An 18,685-nucleotide genomic window follows, 5' to 3' on the forward strand; every position below is an offset into this window, starting at 1 on the left:
TCTTTAGATAAAAGAGAGCATAGAGGGGCGTTTCGAGTGAAAGATATCACGGTCATGATCATCGGTTTATTAATTGTCGTATGTGTAGGGACAGTTGTTGGTGTTTTATTGAAAAGGCGCGTACATAAAATGGTTGACCGCGTTGATCAACGAAGATTAGAAATATACCACCGGAATATTCCTGAAGAAATCGCTAAAGTAAAGAAGTTGACAATGTCTGGGCAAACAGAAAAACAATTTGAAAGTTGGCGTGCTTTGTGGGATCAGCTTGTTGACGTACGTTTGCCCAACCTGGAAGAAGCGCTTGTTGAAGTAGAGTCATTAACTGCAAGGTATAAAATGAAGGCAGCAAAAGTCGCTCTTGCGGAAGTGGAGCAAGAACTGACTGAAATAAACGTGCAACTGGATAAGATGGTTGCTGAAATTGGTCAGTTCGTTGAAGCCGAGAAGGAAAATCGTGCCGATATTGAAGGGGTGCGCGCCTCCTATAGGAAATTATCGGCTTTGCTTATTCAAAAGCGGGTGGCTTTTGGTGAGAGTTTGTCAGCACTTGATGCCGAAATGGCTGATATGAAGCAACAACTCGCATTGTTTGAGCAATTGACCGAAAACGGGGATTATTTGCAAGCAAGAACGCTTTTAATTGCGTTGATTGAACGCCTCTCTCAACTAGAAGGACAGGCGGCGGTCATTCCAACGTTACTTGTGAAAGCAAAAACGACATTTCCGCATGAACTGAGTCAATTAATCGTTGGGATCCGCCAGATGGAAGATAGTGGTTACCACTTAGCTTCGTTTGGGTTAGATGAAAAAGTAGCCGCATTACAGTCTGTCGTTGAAGTGGCGTATAACGAGATTGGTGCGTTGCAAGTGGATGAGGCTTCAGCACGTTTGACAGCAGTTGAGCGAGAGATTGAAGACTTGTATGAGGTTTTAGAAAAAGAAGTGCAATCGCAAAAACAGCTACAAGCAATGTTACCTTCTTTCAAAGAAATTGTAGCGAATGTGAAAGGACAACTAGACGCACTTTTAAATGAGACAATCCATGTAAAGAAAAGTTATTTGTTGTCTGAAGCTGAAGCAAATTTGCACGAATTACTCCGAAAAGAATTGATGCAACATCAACAGCAGTTACAAGTGATTGTAGATATGACTGAAGCAGAAGACGAGACGTTCACCGCGACAAATGAAAAAGCCGTATTGTGGCGGCAGCAAATGCAATCTCTTTCTGATAAAGTTGCCCAAGGACTTGAGCGGCTACGGTGTTTGCGGAAAGAGGAGTTGCAAGCAAAAGAGGTCGTGACGCGTTTACGGACAGTCATGCTGGAGACGAAGCGAAAGTTGCATAAAAGTAATATTCCTGGTGTGCCAGTCATATTAATTGAAGCACTCGATGAAGCTGAACAGAAGGTGAATACAGCAAAGGAAGCGTTGACGCATACACCACTAGAAATGGATAAGATTGAGCAATGGTTAAATGAAGCCATTGCGCTAGTCGAGGACAATGCAACGCAGGCTGAGACGCTGATTAATGACGCAAGATTAGCGGAACAAGTCATTCAATATAGCAACCGCTATCGTGGTAAAAGCACAGAAGTACGGGAACGGCTTTTGCATGCGGAACAGGCTTTTCTTGCCTATGAATACCAGCAAGCGATTGAGGTTGCACAAGAAGCGGTTGCTTCTTACGATGGAGATGTTGTACAGAAAGTCACTCAGTTATTGAATACAAAATGATCTTTTTGGATGAACAGCCATGTTTTTTTCGATTCAGCCCCTTTCCATTTCATGCGTAAGGGGTTTTCGGTTATAATGGATGAACACAATACACGTTCGTTTAATGAAGAGAGCAGGGGTGTCTGTGATTTTCTTTTTACTTGTTTTACTCGGTTTTGTGAGTGCTACCTTTGGGAGTTTGCTCGGTTTAGGTGGTGGTGTACTGCTAGTTCCTGTGTTACTTTTTTTGACTACTGCTATCCCATCTGTGCCGGTCATTTCGCCGCAAGAAGCGGCGGGCACTTCGTTATTTGTTATGATTTTTACTGGTTTGTCTGCAGTGCGCGCATATTGGAAGCAAAAACAGCTTGATATTCGTCGTGCATTGCTGTTTTTAACAGGTATCATACCAGGTACGCTTATCGGCACATCAACAAGTAGCATCGTTCAAACAAATGACTTTATGCTTTATTTTGGTTTCCTCATGCTTGTGATTACAGGTTGTTTATGGTTGCGCCAGAACACCAAGCCAATGGAGACAGAGAAAAAAAACAAACGTGTTTTGATGATCAGTACGGCTGTTTTAGTCGGGATGGTGGTCGGTTTTTTATCGGGTTTGTTTGGCATCGGTGGAGGCTCATTAATGATTCCAATTTTGCTTGTCTGGTTTCGTTTTCCAGTCAAAGTTGTTGTGCCAATGGCGATGTTCATCGTATTGTTCTCGTCTCTTGTCGGGGCCTCAGCTCATTTTGTGGCGGGACATATTCACTGGTGGTACGCGCTTGCGCTCATTCCTGGTGCGTGGTTTGGGGGCAAATGTGGTGCGTGGTTAAACCATCGTGTCAAAAGTCGTTTTTTACTTGTCATTATGAAGATAGTCTTTGTTTTACTCGCGCTAATGTTAATTTACCAAGGACTTTTTTAGTCAATTTCTTGGAAAGGAGCCCAATGGATGCAAAAAAGTTTGATGTTGTTGCACACCAATGATTTACATAGTCATTTTACAAACTGGGCGCGCATTGTTCATTATATTCAAACCTATCGCGATGCACAGACACGCTATGTTGATATCGGTGACCATGCAGACAGGGCCCATCCGTTAACAGAAGCCACTTTGGGGCTAGGAAATATTCAGTTGTTAAATGAGGCAAAGGTTGATTTTGTTACGATTGGCAATAACGAGGGGATTACTTTTTCAAGAGACGCACTTCATGATATGTATTTTCACGCGAAGTTTCCCGTAATTGTAGCGAATATACAAGATAACGAGATAGGGCATCGTCCTGATTGGGCGATTCCTTATTACATTGATACAATGGATCATGGTGTATCTGTGGCATATGTTGGTTATACAGCGGCAATGACAGACTTTTATCACGAGATTGGTTTTTCTGTGGCGTGCCCTTTGTCTACACTGCCAACAGCGGTGGAAAAGTTGAGGGGAGAAGTTGACGCAATTGTGTTGCTGTCGCATCTAGGTTTGCCAATGGACGAAAAAATTGCTGCCCAAGTCGAGGGGATTGATGTAATCCTAGGTGCACATACACATCACGCATTACAAGAAGGGAAACGAGTCAAAAACACATTAATTGCACAGGCGGGCAAGTGTGGACAATACATTGGAGAAGTCACGCTACAATTTGACGGTAAAACCCATCAAGTGATCGAGAAGCATGCGCGTTTAATTGATCCGGCGCCATTTCCGGAGGATGAAAAAATCGTGAGGCAACTGCAAGAATTAGCGAGACAATCTATAGAGGTACTCGAAAAGCCGATCACAAACCTTCCTCGTGCATTGCCTGTGGCGTGGTATCGTCCTTCCGTCGCTTGCCAACAATTATGTGATGAACTAGTATTGTGGTGTGGCACGCAACTTGGTATGATGAATGCAGGTGTACTGCTAGAAGACATTCCAAAAGGGGTAGTGACGTATGGCGATATTCACCGTATTTGTCCACACCCAATTAATCCGTGCGTCGTCGAAGTGTCTGGGGCAGATTTACGGGAGACGGTCGCGCGCGCTGAAACGGCTGATTTGGTGAATTTAGAGTTAAAAGGTTTTGGTTTCCGCGGAAAAGTGTTGGGGAAAATGGTTTACACAGGTATAACCGTGTCAGAAAACGGATTGTTTCTGCTCGGATCGCCGGTGATAGATGAGGAAATATACAAACTGGCGACACTAGACATGTACACTTTTGGTTTTTTATTCCCTAAACTTGCGCATGCACAAACAAAAACATATTTTATGCCGGAGATGTTGCGAGATGTATTATGTCAGATGTTAAAAAAGCAACATTAAACCAATGTTTCATACATAAGGTGCTTTATAATCGTTTGAATGGGGGAAAGACAAATGATTGATATGCATCCGGTGACAATTCAAGGAGAAACATTTATTGCCGTTACACTCAAGTTGCCGAAGACAAACTTTATGGCAGTGACATGTGATCAAGGTTACATTATGTGTGGCGCGCTTGATGTTGGGCTATTAAACGAGAAGTTAAAAGAGCGTGGAATTGTCGCAGGTCGTGCCGTTGGTGTTCGAACAATTGAGCAATTATTAGCAGCACCTTTGGAGTCAGTGACGTGCGCTTGTGAACAAATGGGCATCCACGCTGGTATGAGTGGGCGAGAGGCTTTACTCAAGATGAAACAAACATCTGTATAAAAGGATAAACGGTCAGGAAATGGAGGAACACTACTATGCAGCAATATTTACAGCTATGCGAGCACGTATTAAAAGATGGCGCACAGAAGTCGGATCGGACAGGTACAGGAACAATCAGTACATTTGGTTATCAAATGCGATTCGACTTACAAAAGGGATTTCCTTTAGTGACAACGAAAAAAATGCACTTACGCTCAATTATCCACGAGCTCATCTGGTTTTTAAAAGGAGACACCAATGTACGTTATTTGCAAGAAAACAACGTCCGTATATGGAATGAATGGGCTGATGAAAATGGTGATTTAGGTCCTGTTTATGGGAAACAATGGCGTTCTTGGCAAGGTGCTGGTGGTGAAACGATTGACCAGATCTCGCAAGTGATAAAGGAGATCCAAGCGAATCCTGACTCACGTCGTTTAGTCGTGAGTGCATGGAATGTTGCTGAGATTGAGGACATGGCACTAGCGCCTTGTCACACACTGTTCCAGTTTTATGTGAATCATGGTCGGTTGTCTTGCCAATTGTATCAGCGAAGTGCTGATGTTTTCCTAGGGGTCCCGTTTAATATTGCTTCTTATGCACTTCTGACGATGATGATGGCTCAAGTATGTGATTTAGAACCTGGGGAGTTTATTCATACAATCGGTGATGCACATTTGTATCAAAACCATCTCGACCAAGTAAAATTGCAGCTCTCACGAACACCAAAGCAGTTACCCGTGATGAAGTTGAATCCAGATGTACGAGATATTTTTTCGTTTACATATGACGACTTTACACTAGAAGGGTATGAATCTTATCCGACGATTAAAGCAGAGATTGCAATATGATTAGTTTCATCTATGCGCGTGATAAAAAGGGTATAATTGGAAATGGCAATCAATTACCATGGCATTTACCGGCTGATTTGCGCCATTTTAAACTGACCACAGTTGGAAAGACCATTTTAATGGGGCGTAAGACGTTTACTTCTATTGGTGCAAAGCCGTTACCACAGCGGCGTAATGTCGTATTAACACGAGATCGCTCATTTTCAGCAGACGGCGTAGATGTGGTGCATACCGTGGCAGAGATACGGGCATTGGCCAAAGAAGAAACGTTATATGTCATTGGTGGCGCAGAAGTTTTTGCGCTGTTATGGGACGATTGTGACCAGCACATTGTTACAGTCATTGATCATGAATTTGTTGGGGATACGTTTGTGCCGATGTTGGATGAGAATGAATGGCATGTCACTGACGTTGTTCATGGAGTGACAGACGAAAAAAACCGTTATCCCTATGAGTTTCGCACGTATATGCGTAAACAACGCGCGGACGTGAGGATATAAGGAGATAATTGGAAGAAAATAAATGAAAAAAGATGATTGATTGTAGAACAATCATGTGATATTATGAAAAGCAATTATATAAAGAACACCTCATCTGCCAGATGGGGTAGAGGCGCAAAAATGATGAGTACATGTTTCGGAGCGAGGACAGCGATGATGAATGTGGAAAGGTATTTTTGCCGAAGCTAAAAAGGGTGTCCGTCCTTTTTAAGCTGGGTCGACATTGAATAAGTGTCGGACTGTCACAGGAAACTGTGGAGAACTACTATTGGATGGGACTGTTTTGTTTGCATTTGAGACAATGATGGGCTACCCGTGATTGTCTTTTTATGTTGATAGACAGGACCTAAAAAAGGAGAGGTTTTTCTTGTGGTATTCACTCATTCCCCCACTTGTTGCACTTGTATTGGTTATTCTTACGCGGCGAGTATTGTTATCATTAGGCGCTGCAATTGTTGTCGGGGCGTTCATTGTATTTCAGTTTGATGTTTTCATGGTATTGGCAGGAATTTTTCAAACAGCGATTGGGTTTATCTTTTCTTTTGATTCTATGGAATCTCCTACATTCTCTGGTGTGTTCCAGGCAATTTCTGCCGGTGGTTTTCACTTAAACACATGGGAGCTTTACATCATTTTATTTTTGCTACTGCTTGGTATGATGGCAAGTTTAATTCGTTTCTCTGGTGGTGATCAGGCATTTAGCCGTTTTGCAGCCAAGCGAATTGAAACAAAAAGAGGCGCGTTGTTGTTACCTTTTTGTCTTGGTTTATTAATTTTTATTGATGATTATTTTAATACACTCACCGTTGGAAATGTCAGCCGCCCACTCACGGACCGTTATCGTGTATCGCGGGCGAAGCTGGCCTATGCGATTGATTCAACTGCTGCACCTGTTTGTGTGATGATGCCTTTATCAAGCTGGGGAGCATTTATTATGGGAACGATGGCAACCATTTTAGCACCAACAGCCTTCTCTGTGCATAGTGGATTTGAAGCATTTTTATACACAATCCCGATCAACTTTTATGCAATTGTGACACTGTCGATGTTATTTTTGGTGATTTGGTTTCAAATTGATATTGGTTCCATGAAGCAGCATGAAAAACGTGCGCAACAAACCGGGGAGTTATTTGATCCAAAGAAAGGTTTACCGGCGGGAGACGATGGGTCTACCGAAGTCGTTGAGAGTGGGCGTGTGACGCAATTACTGTATCCAATTATTGCGCTTGTCATGGGCACAAGTGCATGTCTCTTCGGAGCTGGAGCGATTGCGTTGCATGAGGCAGGGATGCCGCTCACATGGCTCGGCATGCTCGAACATACCGATATAGGTTTGTCGTTATTTCTCGGTGGTGTGATTGGATTTAGTGTTGCGGTTGTTATCACTATGCAGACAAGACCGGCATGGGGGGCATTTATTGAGGCATTGAAAAAAGGGCTTGCGACGATGGTGCCCGTTATCGTCATCTTGCTGTTAGCGTGGATTACAATTGAGATGATTACGCGATTAGGCACAGGTACGTACTTGGCTTCTTTAATTGATGGGGCAATCGATGTTCGCTTATTGCCACTATGCATATTTTTGCTGGCATGTGGGCTTAGTTTAGCGACAGGTACATCATGGGGCACATTTGGTATGTTATTGCCAATTGCCGGAGAAATGGCTTTAGTGTTAGATCCAGCGATGGTTATCCCAATGTTTGCGGCAGTATTGTCAGGCTCACTTTTTGGAGATCATATCTCGCCAATTTCTGATTCGACCATTTTATCATCGGCGGGTGCAGGAAGTCATCATATTGATCATGTGATGACACAATTACCATACGCACTGATAAGTGCAGGGATTGCCGCATTATCCTTTCTTGTGCTTGGTTTCGTTGGTGTCGCTGCTTCTTGGACTGTGCTCATCGTCATGCTTGGTTTGTTTGTAAGTTATCATACTGTACTGAAACGAAGAATGACGGAAAACCGAAAACTTGCGGAAAAACGAGGCTAGCACAGTCTCGTTTTTTCAACTTACTTGGATGACCATATCCAACTTTTTGCAATGAAAAATTGGGCGCTGTAGTAAGTAGACATGATGAAGATAGATGAATATGGGATCGGCGTCGCAAAATGATGCCAAGCAAGAATGCTATCGGAGAGGACAAATAATATTGCTCCAATAATGGCGTATTTGTTTTTTGTAAACAAAGCCATTGCTGCCATTGTGCCAATGACAATCATATATAGAACGACGGGAAAGATCATATGTGACTGGTCATCCAACATATAACTAATGAGCGATATGCCAAAGACGAGTGCATATCCTGCAATAAGTAGTGTTGAAAAAAGTCGGTAAGGTACAGGGGAGGCTGCACGGTAAAAACCAAATGCACTTGGTGGTGACGAGTGGGTGATTTGGGTTGTTTTCGGAAGCGCTTGATAAAAACCGATGATGTAACAAATATGTCCGAGTAGGAAAACAATGAGCCCACCAAGAAATGAAAAAATAATCACGGCATCTGCAATGAGACAAATGGATAAGCCGATAAGCATGGTCATTCCTTTTTTCTTGCCACGTTGCCATCGAGCATAAAGGATAATCAATAGAATGGGTACAACTTTAAATAAAACGAGTAGTGCTACGATGTTTTCAAGCGTGGGGATGAATGAAATATAAAATAAACTCATGAAAATAATGGCGGCGGGAAAAATCCTATTCACACATAGCAACCCCTTATCAGCATATTTAATAAATATTGTACATTTTTGTGTAAGCGCTGTCAAAATAAAATAATGACAATGAGACCTCCCATTGATCTAGGTAGGTCTCGTTGTCATTATGAATTGTAGCGTGCTTTTTTGGCAGCGCGCTCCCATACTTTTAAAGATGGATAAGGGTCAAATGACCACTCTGTTATCCCGTTATCTCGGTACATGCCGTAATGAAGATGGGGTGGAAATTTTCCTTGCGTACCTGGTTTGCCATAACCAGAGCTACCGCAATAACCAATAACTTGACCAGCTTTTAGAATGCTGCCTTTCTCAAGACCTTTTTCATAACCACTTAAATGGGCGTAGTAGTGATAAATGTTATCCAAATCACGGATACCAATACGCCAACCACCATAAGGATTCCATCCAATCGTTTCTACGATGCCGTAAGATGCAGATTGAATAGGCACACCATAGCTTGCGAAAATATCGGTTCCTTCATGAATACGTCTTCCCCCCCAGCCCCGTCGATCTCCCCAAGTACTGCGGTAGCTGTAATTATGATGAAGAGGCATGACAAAGGCATGCTCATGTAAATGTAGTTGGTCAAAATGTGCGTAGACTTGTGCATGGCCATAAACAATGTTTACACTTTGTTCACGTTGATAAAAATGCCATAGGGCAATTCGAAAATCATCTTCACTATAACCGTAAGACTCTAAATAACGTGCCAATGTATAGAGCACATCCTCGTCATCATCTAAGCGCGCATACCCGTCGTCGTTTCCGTCCAAGCCAATTCCTTCAAACAATTGAATCGTGTGGGGGTTTTGATCTTCTTTGTTAGGGTTTAATACGCCGACCCAGTCTTCTTTAGCATAGTAAATGGAAATCATACCTTCAGCTTCTTCACGATCTCGCAATGCCTTCCGTAAGCCGCGTTCATATGTATCGACAGCAGCTAAGTAAAACCAAGGCACGTGGGTAATGGTTTCCATTTTTTTATACAAAGCGAGTCGTTCAGCATAGACATCTTTTTCTGATTGTGCCTTTGCTTGCATACATGGTGAACAAATGAAAAGACAAATGAGTAAGCCAAGTATTATCCGTCGTAGTGTCATAAAAAATCTCCTTTCTTCTAGGCAATTCCAGTTTATTATGTGTTAGAGACGAAGAAGGATCACTGAAAAACGTTTCCATTTTTCCCATTTGAGCTTCTTAGGTGGAAGAAGAAGCGCGTTCATGGTACGATGGGAATAGAAAGTAGTAATTGGAAGAAGGGTGGAGCAACGATGGCACCAAAAGATGTATCAAAACCAAAAGAAGCGCATGTTCGAAAGCCAGATTGGCTTAAAATTAAACTAAATACGAATTCATCTTATACAGGTTTAAAAAAGATGATGCGTGAAAAAAAATTACATACTGTATGTGAAGAAGCCCGTTGTCCAAACATCCATGAGTGTTGGGCCGTGCGAAAAACAGCAACGTTTATGATTCTTGGTGATATTTGTACACGCGGTTGCCGCTTCTGTGCAGTCAAAACAGGCTTGCCAACAGAACTGGATTTACAAGAGCCAGAACGTGTGGCTGAGTCAGTAGAACAGATGGGGTTAAAGCATGTCGTTATTACAGCTGTTGCACGGGATGATTTAAAAGATGGGGGTGCATCCGTTTTTGCGGAAACGGTTCGCGCGGTTCGGCGCAAAAACCCGTTTTGTACGATCGAAGTCCTACCGTCTGACATGCGTGGTGATGAAGAGAGTTTGCGCATTTTAATGGACGCGCGACCGAACATTATGAACCATAACATTGAGACGGTACGCCGCTTAACACCGAAAGTCCGCGCTCGAGCTAAATATGAGCGTACGCTTGAATTTTTACGTCGGGCGAAAGAAATGCATGAGGATATTCCAACAAAATCAAGTTTAATGATTGGTCTTGGAGAAACAAAAGAAGAGATCATTGAGACGATGGATGATTTGCGGGCGCATGATGTTGATATCGTTACGATTGGTCAATATTTGCAACCAACGAAAAAGCATTTAAAAGTGATAAAATATTATCATCCAGATGAGTTTGCTGAGTTAAAAGAGATCGCACTAAGCAAAGGTTTTAGTCATTGTGAAGCTGGTCCCCTTGTACGTTCCTCTTACCATGCAGATGAGCAAGTGAACCAAGCACAAGTAAATATGGAAGCGAAAAAAGCTGCGGATCTTTCTTAGGAGAAGCTGCTAAAAGCACCGGTTATACCGGTGCTTTTTTGATCGTGTAAGGACGTTACTGTGCTAAAGTAAAATGACCTTGTTGTCAAAACGAAAAAATTAAATCGGTGTGAAAAGGGCTCAAATTAACAGTATTTCATACAATCAAAGGGCTTAATTGTCCTGATGGCGTGAGGGTCGCATTCAGCAGAGTTTATCGCGCTTAAGCTAGGTTGCGTATTTTTTTCAAGACCGTTATGATAAAAAGGAGTCAACAGGCAAGAAAAACGTTGTAACATAGCCATTGTTAACGTTTGCAATTGTAATGAGTTTTCTAGAGGCATATAAGTTCGAGCACAATCATTTCAAGAAGTAAAAACGGAATATTGTTAATAAAAAGAGGAGTGAGTCAATGAATCCGTCTTTAACACCAGTTTTGACAATTACTCGCCCGACAGTTGAAGAAGCTGCATCTATGTGGGAGCTTGTGCAACAATCAACACTCGACAAAAACTCTGCATATAAGTATGTCATGATGTGTACGTACTTTGCAGAGACCTGCGTTGTAGCAAAAGAGAACGATCATGTTGTTGGATTTATCACAGGTTTTATTCCACCTGAAAAAAGAGATGTTGTGTTTGTTTGGCAAATAGGCGTCGCTTCATCACAACGTGGAAAAGGTGTTGGTTCAAAAATGTTGCACGCACTCATCGAGCACGAGGCTTGCAAAGATGTGAACTATGTGGAGGCAACGGTGACGCCATCAAATAAAGCGTCGCAAGCGTTGTTTCGAAGACTTGCTCGAGATTATATGACGAACTGCTTTATTGGAACAGGGTTTAAGTCATCCTTATTTCCAGAGGATGGTCATGAAGAAGAACGCTGTTTCCGGATTGGTCCGCTCAAATAAAAAGTGATTACGACAAGGAGGATTTTTTTAACATGAGTCAAACAGACATGGAAGTCTTTCAAGAGTTAGAGTCGGAGGTTCGCAGTTATTGTCGCAGCTTTCCTGCTGTATTTACAAAAGCGAAAGGGTATAAAGTATGGGATATAGAGGGAAATGAGTACATTGATTTTTTTTCCGGTGCGGGTGCTCTTAATTACGGTCACAATGATGAAGAGATGAAACAAGCACTTGTTGATTATATTTTAAATGACGGTATTACCCATTCATTAGACATGGCGACTGACGCAAAAGGGACATTTTTGAGAAAATTTCATGAGGTCATCTTACAACCGCGTGCGCTCAATTATAAAGTGATGTTTCCTGGACCGACAGGAACAAATACTGTTGAAAGTGCGTTAAAATTGGCGCGAAAAGTGACTGGACGGACAGACATTATGAGTTTCACAAACGGGTTTCATGGGATGACGATTGGTTCGCTGTCTGTGACAGGAAACTTGGCGAAACGCAAAGGAGCAGGGATTCCGCTCACAAATGTAGTGACAATGCCGTATGACGATTATGTGAGTGAGGTAGACACGTTAGACTATGTAGAGCGGTTTTTATGTGATCGTGGATCTGGCATGGAGTTACCTGCAGCAGCAATTGTTGAAACGGTGCAAGGAGAGGGTGGCATAAACGTTGCCCGTACAGAATGGTTACAGCGTTTAGCAAGCATATGCAAAGAGCACGAGATCTTACTTATTATTGATGATGTGCAAGCTGGTGTTGGACGAACTGGCACATTTTTTAGTTTTGAAGAAGCAAAAATCGTTCCTGACATCGTTTGCTTATCAAAGTCCATCGGCGGTTACGGTCTACCCCTCGCATTGACATTAATTCGTCCTGATCTAGATGTTTGGTCCCCAGGCGAACATAACGGGACGTTTCGTGGTAATAACCATGCGTTTGTGACAGCAACAGCAGCATTAACGTATTGGGAGAATGAGGAATTTATGTCGACAGTGAAAGAGAAGGCAACTCACATTGAAAACTTCTTGAAAAAGTTGGTTGTTCATTATCCGACAATCGAAGGAGAAGTGCGCGGGCGAGGATTTATGGTTGGGATTCGCTCTAATGTAGCTGGTTTATCTAGCCGTGTGGCTGCTGCAGCATTTAAACGAGGTCTAATTATGGAGACATCGGGTGCAGAAGATGAAGTCTTCAAATTGTTTCCACCTTTAACGATAGATGAAGAAGGTTTAGAAAAAGGTTTAGCGCTTCTTGAAGAAAGTGTGCAAGAAGTAACAAAAGAAAAAGAAATGATTGTAAATTAGGAGGAACAGCGAGATGAAAGTAGTCAAATTACAAGATGTCATCGGAACAGCGCGCGATGTGAGTGGAGAAAACTGGACGAGTCGACGGTTGCTTGTAAAAGGTGACGGCATGGGCTATTCGGTTCACGATACGATCATTAAAGCAGGGACAGAGACACACTTATGGTATCAGCATCATTTAGAAGCCGTGTATTGTATTGAAGGCGAAGGAGAGGTAGAAACGTTAAAAGACGGGAAAGTGTGGCCCATTAAAAAAAACGAATTGTATGCGCTTGATGAAAATGATGAACATTTACTGCGTGCGCATACGGAGATGCGGATGGTATGTGTGTTTAACCCACCGATTACAGGGCAAGAAGTTCATGATGAAAGTGGTGCTTACCCACTTGTCAAATAACCTTGTCACAGAAACAGCTTTAGGTATCCATCTAGGGCTGTTTTTCGTTTGTAGAGAAGTGATATCCACTATGTAAGACAAAAATTTTTGACGCAGTTATTTATTTTTTCCTTGCATGTTTGCAGTAAATTAAGTATTAATTAAAGGGAAGTATTTTTTTATATACGGAGAAGATAAGTATTGGAGGTGTATTTGGTGAGTAAAAATGAGGATCGTGTGTATGTTGATACACGAGTGAATGAGTTAAATGATGAACAAAGACAAATTTTTTGGAAGGTGGAAAAAGAAGTATATGCACAAGTGTCATCACAAAAGAAAGTAGATATGATTTTGCGATACATGATTAATGACTGGCTTGTTGCAAAAAAAGGACAGTGCATCGTTCATGAGAATTCAGCGTCCTTGCAACGTTATTGCACAACATTTATTTCTGACTTAAGAAAAAAGATGTCTCTTTTTAAAGTCGTACAGGTGGCGCGCATCGGTGCGTTGGTGCTGAGTGTTGCGTTTGCACTACAAATGTTTATCCATTCTTTCGGTTTTTTTGTGTCGTCCATTGAAGCAACGCGCTTCTCTTTGTTTCCATTTTTACTGCTTAGTTTATTTGGGTTTCTAGGAATTTACCTTGTCCAACGATCGGCATTACAAAAACATATACGGATGTGGAAAGTGGCTGGGTACATCAGTCAAGCATGTGCGATCATATTATTCTTTGCGGGGATGAAGTGGTGGGACAATATTTTGACGTTTAAATTAACATTTGTATCGAGTGCAGTATTTTTGGTTTTGGCTACAATGTGTTATATGATCCTTTCTCGTTGGCAGCAAAAGTTCGAGCACGAAACGCAAGAAAAGCAACCACTTGAAGTCACAATGGCACAAAAGTCGTAACGAAATTAGAAGCTCATCTCGACAATTGTGACACCAAGCAGTGCACATAAGTCTAATGTATTTGGTAAAAGAGACAGCTGGTTAAACGAGAAAGTAACACGTTGCAGGAGGAGATGTGTGTAAGGATGGCGAGGCATCTTCTGACAATTCGTCACGGTAAGCCCCCCTTTGTGGAAATAATATATAGTATATGTGTATAGACCGTTATATGTGAGTATTTTTTGGGGCGTCATCGAACAAGGGATAAAAGCGCCTATTTTTGGCTAAAATGATTGCACCAATAGAGAGTTATGTTATAATAAGTCTACTAACAAGTCGATATCGATATGTGTTGAGCAGGAGGAGTAGCATGCACGCGCACGTACAGAAAGAGGAGCCCATTGGCTGAGAGGTTCCTTCGTTTGCCCCATGTGAAGGTCGCCTAGGAGCTGTTATGCTGAAACGTTGAGTAAGCATAGCCGGTGAGAGCCGTTATTTTACTTAAGTTGTGTAACAAGCCCCAAGTGGCTTGCTGCAAACAAAGGTGGTACCGCGAGTCCCTTCGTCCTTTGAGATGGAGGGCTTTTTTATTTTTTGAAGGAGGCGAATGAGATGGCAGAAGAAGTGACAATGAGCGGAAAGTACGATCCGAAAGAAACAGAAGCAAAGTGGTATGATTTTTGGGTGAAGGGGAAGTTTTTTGAAGCAACGGGCGATCCGGAGAAAACGCCTTACTCAATTGTGATTCCGCCCCCAAACGTGACAGGAAAGCTACATCTGGGGCATGCTTGGGATGCGACGTTGCAAGACATTTTAGCACGCACGAAGCGGATGCAAGGCTTTGATACGCTATGGCTTCCGGGAATGGACCATGCTGGGATTGCGACGCAAGCGAAAGTTGAAGGGAAGCTGAGAGAAGAAGGGAAGTCACGCCATGATCTTGGCCGCGAAGCGTTTTTAGAGAAGTCTTGGGAGTGGAAAGAGGACTATGCATCATTTATCCGCCAACAATGGGCAAAAGTGGGGATTTCCGTTGACTATTCACGCGAGCGGTTCACGTTGGATGAAGGGTTGTCAAACGCGGTCCGTGATGTGTTTGTTGCGTTATACAAAAAAGGCTTGATCTATCGCGGCGAATACATTATTAACTGGGACCCACAAACGAAAACGGCATTATCAGACATTGAAGTCATTCACCAAGATGTTCAAGGTGCGTTTTATCATATGAAATACCCACTTGTGGACGGAAATGGCACGATTGAAATTGCAACAACGCGCCCCGAAACGATGCTTGGAGATACGGCGGTCGCGGTACATCCAAAAGATGATCGTTATAAACATTTGATTGGAAAAATGGTGCGCTTACCGATTGTCGGGCGAGAAATTCCAATCGTGGCCGATGAGTATGTTGATCAAGAATTTGGTTCTGGTGCGGTTAAAATTACACCGGCACATGACCCGAACGATTTTGAAATTGGCAACCGCCATGACTTGCCCCGCATTCTCGTTATGAATGAAGACGGGACGATGAATGAGAACGCCGGAAAATACGAAGGGCTAGACCGGTTCGTGTGCCGGAAACAAATTATAAAAGACTTACAAGAGATGGATGTGCTGTTCAAGATTGAGGACCACATACATTCTGTCGGTCACTCAGAACGTAGTGGTGCGGTTGTTGAACCGTATTTGTCGACACAGTGGTTTGTGAAGATGTCACCACTAGCGGATGCAGCGCTTGAATTACAACAAGATGAAGCAACAAAAGTGACGTTTGTCCCAGATCGATTCGAAAAAACGTACGTCCGCTGGATGGAAAACATTCGTGACTGGTGTATTTCGCGCCAACTTTGGTGGGGACACCGCATTCCGGCTTGGTACCATAATGAAACAGGCGAAGTGTATGTCGGTCACACCGCACCAGAAAATGAATCGGAATGGACACAAGATGAAGATGTGCTTGATACATGGTTTAGCTCGGCGCTCTGGCCATTTTCAACGATGGGCTGGCCCGACGAATCAGCAAGTGACTATCAGCGTTATTATCCAACCAATGTGCTTGTCACGGGCTATGACATTCTCCAGTTTTGGGTGTCCCGGATGATTTTCCAAGGCAAAGAATTTACAAATACACGGCCATTCAAAGATGTGCTCATACACGGGTTAATTCGTGATTCAGAAGGGCGCAAAATGAGTAAATCGCTTGGCAACGGGGTTGACCCGCAAGATGTGATTGAGAAGTACGGGAGCGACGCTCTTCGATTCTTCTTATCAACAGGGAGCTCTCCAGGCCATGATTTACGTTTCCACTGGGAAAAAGTTGAGGCCGCTTGGAATTTCGGTAATAAAATTTGGAATGCGGCTCGATTTGCGCTCATGAACATGGAAGGACTAAAGCATGACGAGATTGATCTTTCCGGTGAAAAAACGATTGCCGATCGTTGGATTTTAACACGTTTGCAAGAAGTGACAGCTGACGTGACCCGCTTAATTGACACATATGAATTCGGTGAAGTCGGGCGCTCATTGTACAACTTCATTTGGGATGACGTATGTGATTGGTACATCGAGATGGCGAAGTTGCCACTATACGGAGAAGATGAACAAGCGAAGAACATGACGCGTTCGGTGCTCGCCCATGTACTCGATCATACGATGCGTTTGCTTCACCCGGTCATGCCATTTATTACAGAAGAGATTTGGCAGCACTTGCCGCATAAAGGGGATTCAATTACGGTTGCTGCATGGCCGACGTATGATGAAACACTTATTGACGATGAGGCTGTCAAAGATATGACGTCATTAAAAGAAGTGATTCGTCAAGTGCGTAACACGCGTGCCGAAAGCAATGTGCCAATGAGCAAACAAATTGCACTCCACATTCGCCCAACGGATGACGAGACAGCAGCATGCTTGGCACGCGGAAAGGCATACATTGAAAAATTTGCGAACCCAAGTGAACTGCAGATTGCGGTGGACTTGCCAACACCAGCAAAAGCAATGTCGCACGCATTAACGGGAATGGAGCTGTTCCTCCCGCTGGCAGGGTTGTTAAACTTGGAAGAAGAAGTGGCGCGGTTGAAAAAAGAAGTTGAAAAGCTTGATAAAGAAGTGAAGCGGATCGACGGCAAACTGGCAAACAAAGGCTTTGTCGAGAAAGCACCAGCCCATGTCGTAGAAGAAGAAAAAGCGAAGCGCGCCGATTACGTTGCGAAGAAAGAAGCAGTGGAAGCGCGGATCGCCGAATTTGAAGCGTGATAAACAGAAAGGGGGCAGCGAGATGAAGACAGCAGAAGAAGCAATCGCATGGATTCATTCGCTGCTGCCGTTTGGTATCAAACCAGGACTAGCACGAATGGAAGCGATGCTTGCCGCACTCGATCATCCAGAAGAAAAGCTGCAAGCCATTCATGTGGCGGGCACGAACGGAAAAGGGTCGACGGTTAGCTTTTTGCGTCATATGCTCCAAGCGGACGGCTGGTCAGTCGGCACGTTCACCTCGCCGTACGTTGAACAATTTGCTGAACGCATTTCTATGAACGGCGTGCCAATTGGTGACGCTGACTTACTAGCGGCAGCACAAAAAATCCGTCCACTTGTAGAAGAGATCGCGAAAACACCTCTTGGGTCACCGACCGAATTTGAGGTGCTTACGGCAATGATGTTGTGGCATTTTGGTGAGGTGGTGCGCCCTGATATTTGCTTAGTTGAAGTCGGGCTCGGCGGGCGTATGGATTCAACGAATGTCATTTCCCCACTTGTTTCGGTCATTACGACGATCGGCTACGACCATATGCATATTTTAGGTGATACACTGTCTGAAATTGCGTATGAAAAAGCAGGAATCATTAAGCCGGGCACACCCGTCGTTGTTGGCAATGTTCCTGAGGAAGCGCTGGCGGTTATTGGTGAGGTGGCGGTTGATAAACAAGCATCACTGACGTTGTTTGGTGCAGATTTCGGGGTGGAAACGGATGTTGTGCAGCCTGAACCTGGTGTAGAAGCATTCGAGTGGAAATGGCAGAGAAAGCCTGCTGCTACATATAAGTTGGCCATGATTGGACCGCACCAACGAGAAAACGCGGCGGTGGCATTGGCGACGCTTTCTGTTTTAGAGAAACAAACAGCCTGTATGATTCGTGAGGAGACACGGCGCGAAGGTTTAAAGCAGGCGTCGTGGCCAGGACGGTTTGAATATATGCAACAAAAACCCGACATTATTCTTGATGGTGCCCATAACAAAGAAGGCTACGAAGCGTTGGCGGCGGTGCTCGAAGCGCGTTATCCAGGGAAGAAAATGATCATGTTGCTTGCGGCAACGAGAGAAAAAGACATTTGTGATTTACTCGCCCCATTTCATGAGCTGGACATCGATTTCATGTTTACGACGTTTGACTTCCCGCGCGCGCAATCAGCAGAAGTGTTATATGAACGTGCGGAGGTTGCCAGCAAACGATGCATATCTGATTGGCGGGCGGCACTTACGGAGGTCCGCGAGCAGATGGCAGAAGAAGATGTGCTTGTGGTGGCAGGGTCGTTGTATTTTGTGTCGGATGTGCGGCGGGGGTTTGTGGGGTGAAATAGGT

General features: G+C 43.5%; 17 protein-coding genes, 1 riboswitch and 1 other annotated feature. Of the genes, 14 read left to right on the forward strand and 3 right to left on the reverse strand.

What is annotated here, in order from left to right; translation table 11 throughout:
* Positions 1-36: 36 nt before the first annotated feature.
* The 7 genes from BLT29_RS00280 (at position 37) to BLT29_RS00310 (ending at position 7,710) form a co-directional block, all read left to right on the forward strand.
* Entirely contained in the window at positions 37-1,737 is a 1,701-nt protein-coding gene (locus BLT29_RS00280) for a septation ring formation regulator EzrA (protein ID WP_090774315.1), read from the forward strand.
* A gap of 118 nt (positions 1,738-1,855) precedes the next feature.
* Positions 1,856-2,641 (forward strand): sulfite exporter TauE/SafE family protein, encoded by a 786-nt coding sequence (locus tag BLT29_RS00285; protein WP_245700944.1) that lies wholly within the window; start codon positions 1,856-1,858, stop codon positions 2,639-2,641.
* A gap of 27 nt (positions 2,642-2,668) precedes the next feature.
* The gene (locus tag BLT29_RS00290) at positions 2,669-4,015 is read left to right on the forward strand and encodes a bifunctional metallophosphatase/5'-nucleotidase (RefSeq protein ID WP_090774316.1); all 1,347 of its coding nucleotides are present in this window, start codon (positions 2,669-2,671) and stop codon (positions 4,013-4,015) included.
* Positions 4,016-4,069: 54 nt separating this feature from the next.
* Positions 4,070-4,384 (forward strand): YunC family protein, encoded by a 315-nt coding sequence (locus BLT29_RS00295; protein WP_090774567.1) that lies wholly within the window; start codon positions 4,070-4,072, stop codon positions 4,382-4,384.
* A 35-nt stretch (positions 4,385-4,419) separates the two neighbouring features.
* The gene (locus tag BLT29_RS00300; RefSeq protein WP_090774317.1) at positions 4,420-5,214 is read left to right on the forward strand and encodes a thymidylate synthase; all 795 of its coding nucleotides are present in this window, start codon (positions 4,420-4,422) and stop codon (positions 5,212-5,214) included.
* Positions 5,211-5,714, forward strand: a complete 504-nt coding sequence (locus BLT29_RS00305; RefSeq protein WP_090774318.1) for a dihydrofolate reductase — start codon at positions 5,211-5,213, stop codon at positions 5,712-5,714. The genes BLT29_RS00300 and BLT29_RS00305 overlap by 4 nt, the downstream gene beginning before the upstream one ends.
* Before the next feature lie 99 nt (positions 5,715-5,813).
* Positions 5,814-5,987, forward strand: a riboswitch (Lysine riboswitch).
* Positions 5,988-6,081: 94 nt separating this feature from the next.
* Entirely contained in the window at positions 6,082-7,710 is a 1,629-nt protein-coding gene (locus BLT29_RS00310; RefSeq protein ID WP_245700946.1) for a Na+/H+ antiporter NhaC family protein, read from the forward strand.
* Positions 7,711-7,730: 20 nt separating this feature from the next.
* On the opposite strand, the gene BLT29_RS00315 is transcribed toward BLT29_RS00310, so the two are convergent.
* Positions 7,731-8,420, reverse strand: a complete 690-nt coding sequence (locus BLT29_RS00315) for a lysoplasmalogenase (protein WP_090774320.1) — start codon at positions 8,418-8,420, stop codon at positions 7,731-7,733.
* Between the two features lie 116 nt (positions 8,421-8,536).
* The gene (locus BLT29_RS00320) at positions 8,537-9,532 is read right to left on the reverse strand and encodes a M23 family metallopeptidase (RefSeq protein WP_090774321.1); all 996 of its coding nucleotides are present in this window, start codon (positions 9,530-9,532) and stop codon (positions 8,537-8,539) included.
* Positions 9,533-9,703: 171 nt separating this feature from the next.
* On the opposite strand from BLT29_RS00320, the gene lipA reads away from it, so the two are divergent.
* The 5 genes from lipA to BLT29_RS00345 all read left to right on the forward strand — a co-directional run bounded on the left by lipA (position 9,704) and on the right by BLT29_RS00345 (position 14,123).
* Positions 9,704-10,633, forward strand: a complete 930-nt coding sequence (gene lipA / locus BLT29_RS00325) for a lipoyl synthase (RefSeq protein WP_090774322.1) — start codon at positions 9,704-9,706, stop codon at positions 10,631-10,633.
* A gap of 391 nt (positions 10,634-11,024) precedes the next feature.
* Positions 11,025-11,522: a diaminobutyrate acetyltransferase gene (gene ectA / locus BLT29_RS00330; protein ID WP_090774323.1), complete on the forward strand. Its 498-nt coding sequence runs from the start codon at positions 11,025-11,027 to the stop codon at positions 11,520-11,522.
* 32 nt (positions 11,523-11,554) lie between these two features.
* Positions 11,555-12,835 (forward strand): diaminobutyrate--2-oxoglutarate transaminase, encoded by a 1,281-nt coding sequence (gene ectB / locus BLT29_RS00335; protein ID WP_090774324.1) that lies wholly within the window; start codon positions 11,555-11,557, stop codon positions 12,833-12,835.
* Positions 12,836-12,848: 13 nt separating this feature from the next.
* Positions 12,849-13,232 carry an ectoine synthase gene (locus BLT29_RS00340; protein ID WP_090774325.1) on the forward strand — a complete coding sequence of 128 codons (384 nt, stop codon included), beginning with the start codon at positions 12,849-12,851 and terminating at the stop codon, positions 13,230-13,232.
* Between the two features lie 195 nt (positions 13,233-13,427).
* Positions 13,428-14,123: a hypothetical protein gene (locus BLT29_RS00345; protein WP_090774326.1), complete on the forward strand. Its 696-nt coding sequence runs from the start codon at positions 13,428-13,430 to the stop codon at positions 14,121-14,123.
* A 5-nt stretch (positions 14,124-14,128) separates the two neighbouring features.
* Here BLT29_RS00345 and BLT29_RS13200 read toward each other — a convergent pair whose 3' ends face one another.
* Entirely contained in the window at positions 14,129-14,278 is a 150-nt protein-coding gene (locus BLT29_RS13200) for a hypothetical protein (RefSeq protein ID WP_176763711.1), read from the reverse strand.
* Positions 14,279-14,445: 167 nt separating this feature from the next.
* Positions 14,446-14,675, forward strand: a binding site (T-box leader).
* 39 nt (positions 14,676-14,714) lie between these two features.
* On the opposite strand from BLT29_RS13200, the gene BLT29_RS00350 reads away from it, so the two are divergent.
* Positions 14,715-17,357 (forward strand): valine--tRNA ligase, encoded by a 2,643-nt coding sequence (locus BLT29_RS00350; RefSeq protein WP_090774327.1) that lies wholly within the window; start codon positions 14,715-14,717, stop codon positions 17,355-17,357.
* Between the two features lie 22 nt (positions 17,358-17,379).
* Positions 17,380-18,678 (forward strand): bifunctional folylpolyglutamate synthase/dihydrofolate synthase, encoded by a 1,299-nt coding sequence (locus tag BLT29_RS00355; RefSeq protein ID WP_090774328.1) that lies wholly within the window; start codon positions 17,380-17,382, stop codon positions 18,676-18,678.
* The last annotated feature ends 7 nt before the right edge of the window (positions 18,679-18,685 follow it).

Origin of the sequence: Shouchella lonarensis (assembly GCF_900096965.1) — a bacterium.
Taxonomy (GTDB): Bacteria; Bacillota; Bacilli; order Bacillales; family Bacillaceae_D; genus Shouchella; species Shouchella lonarensis.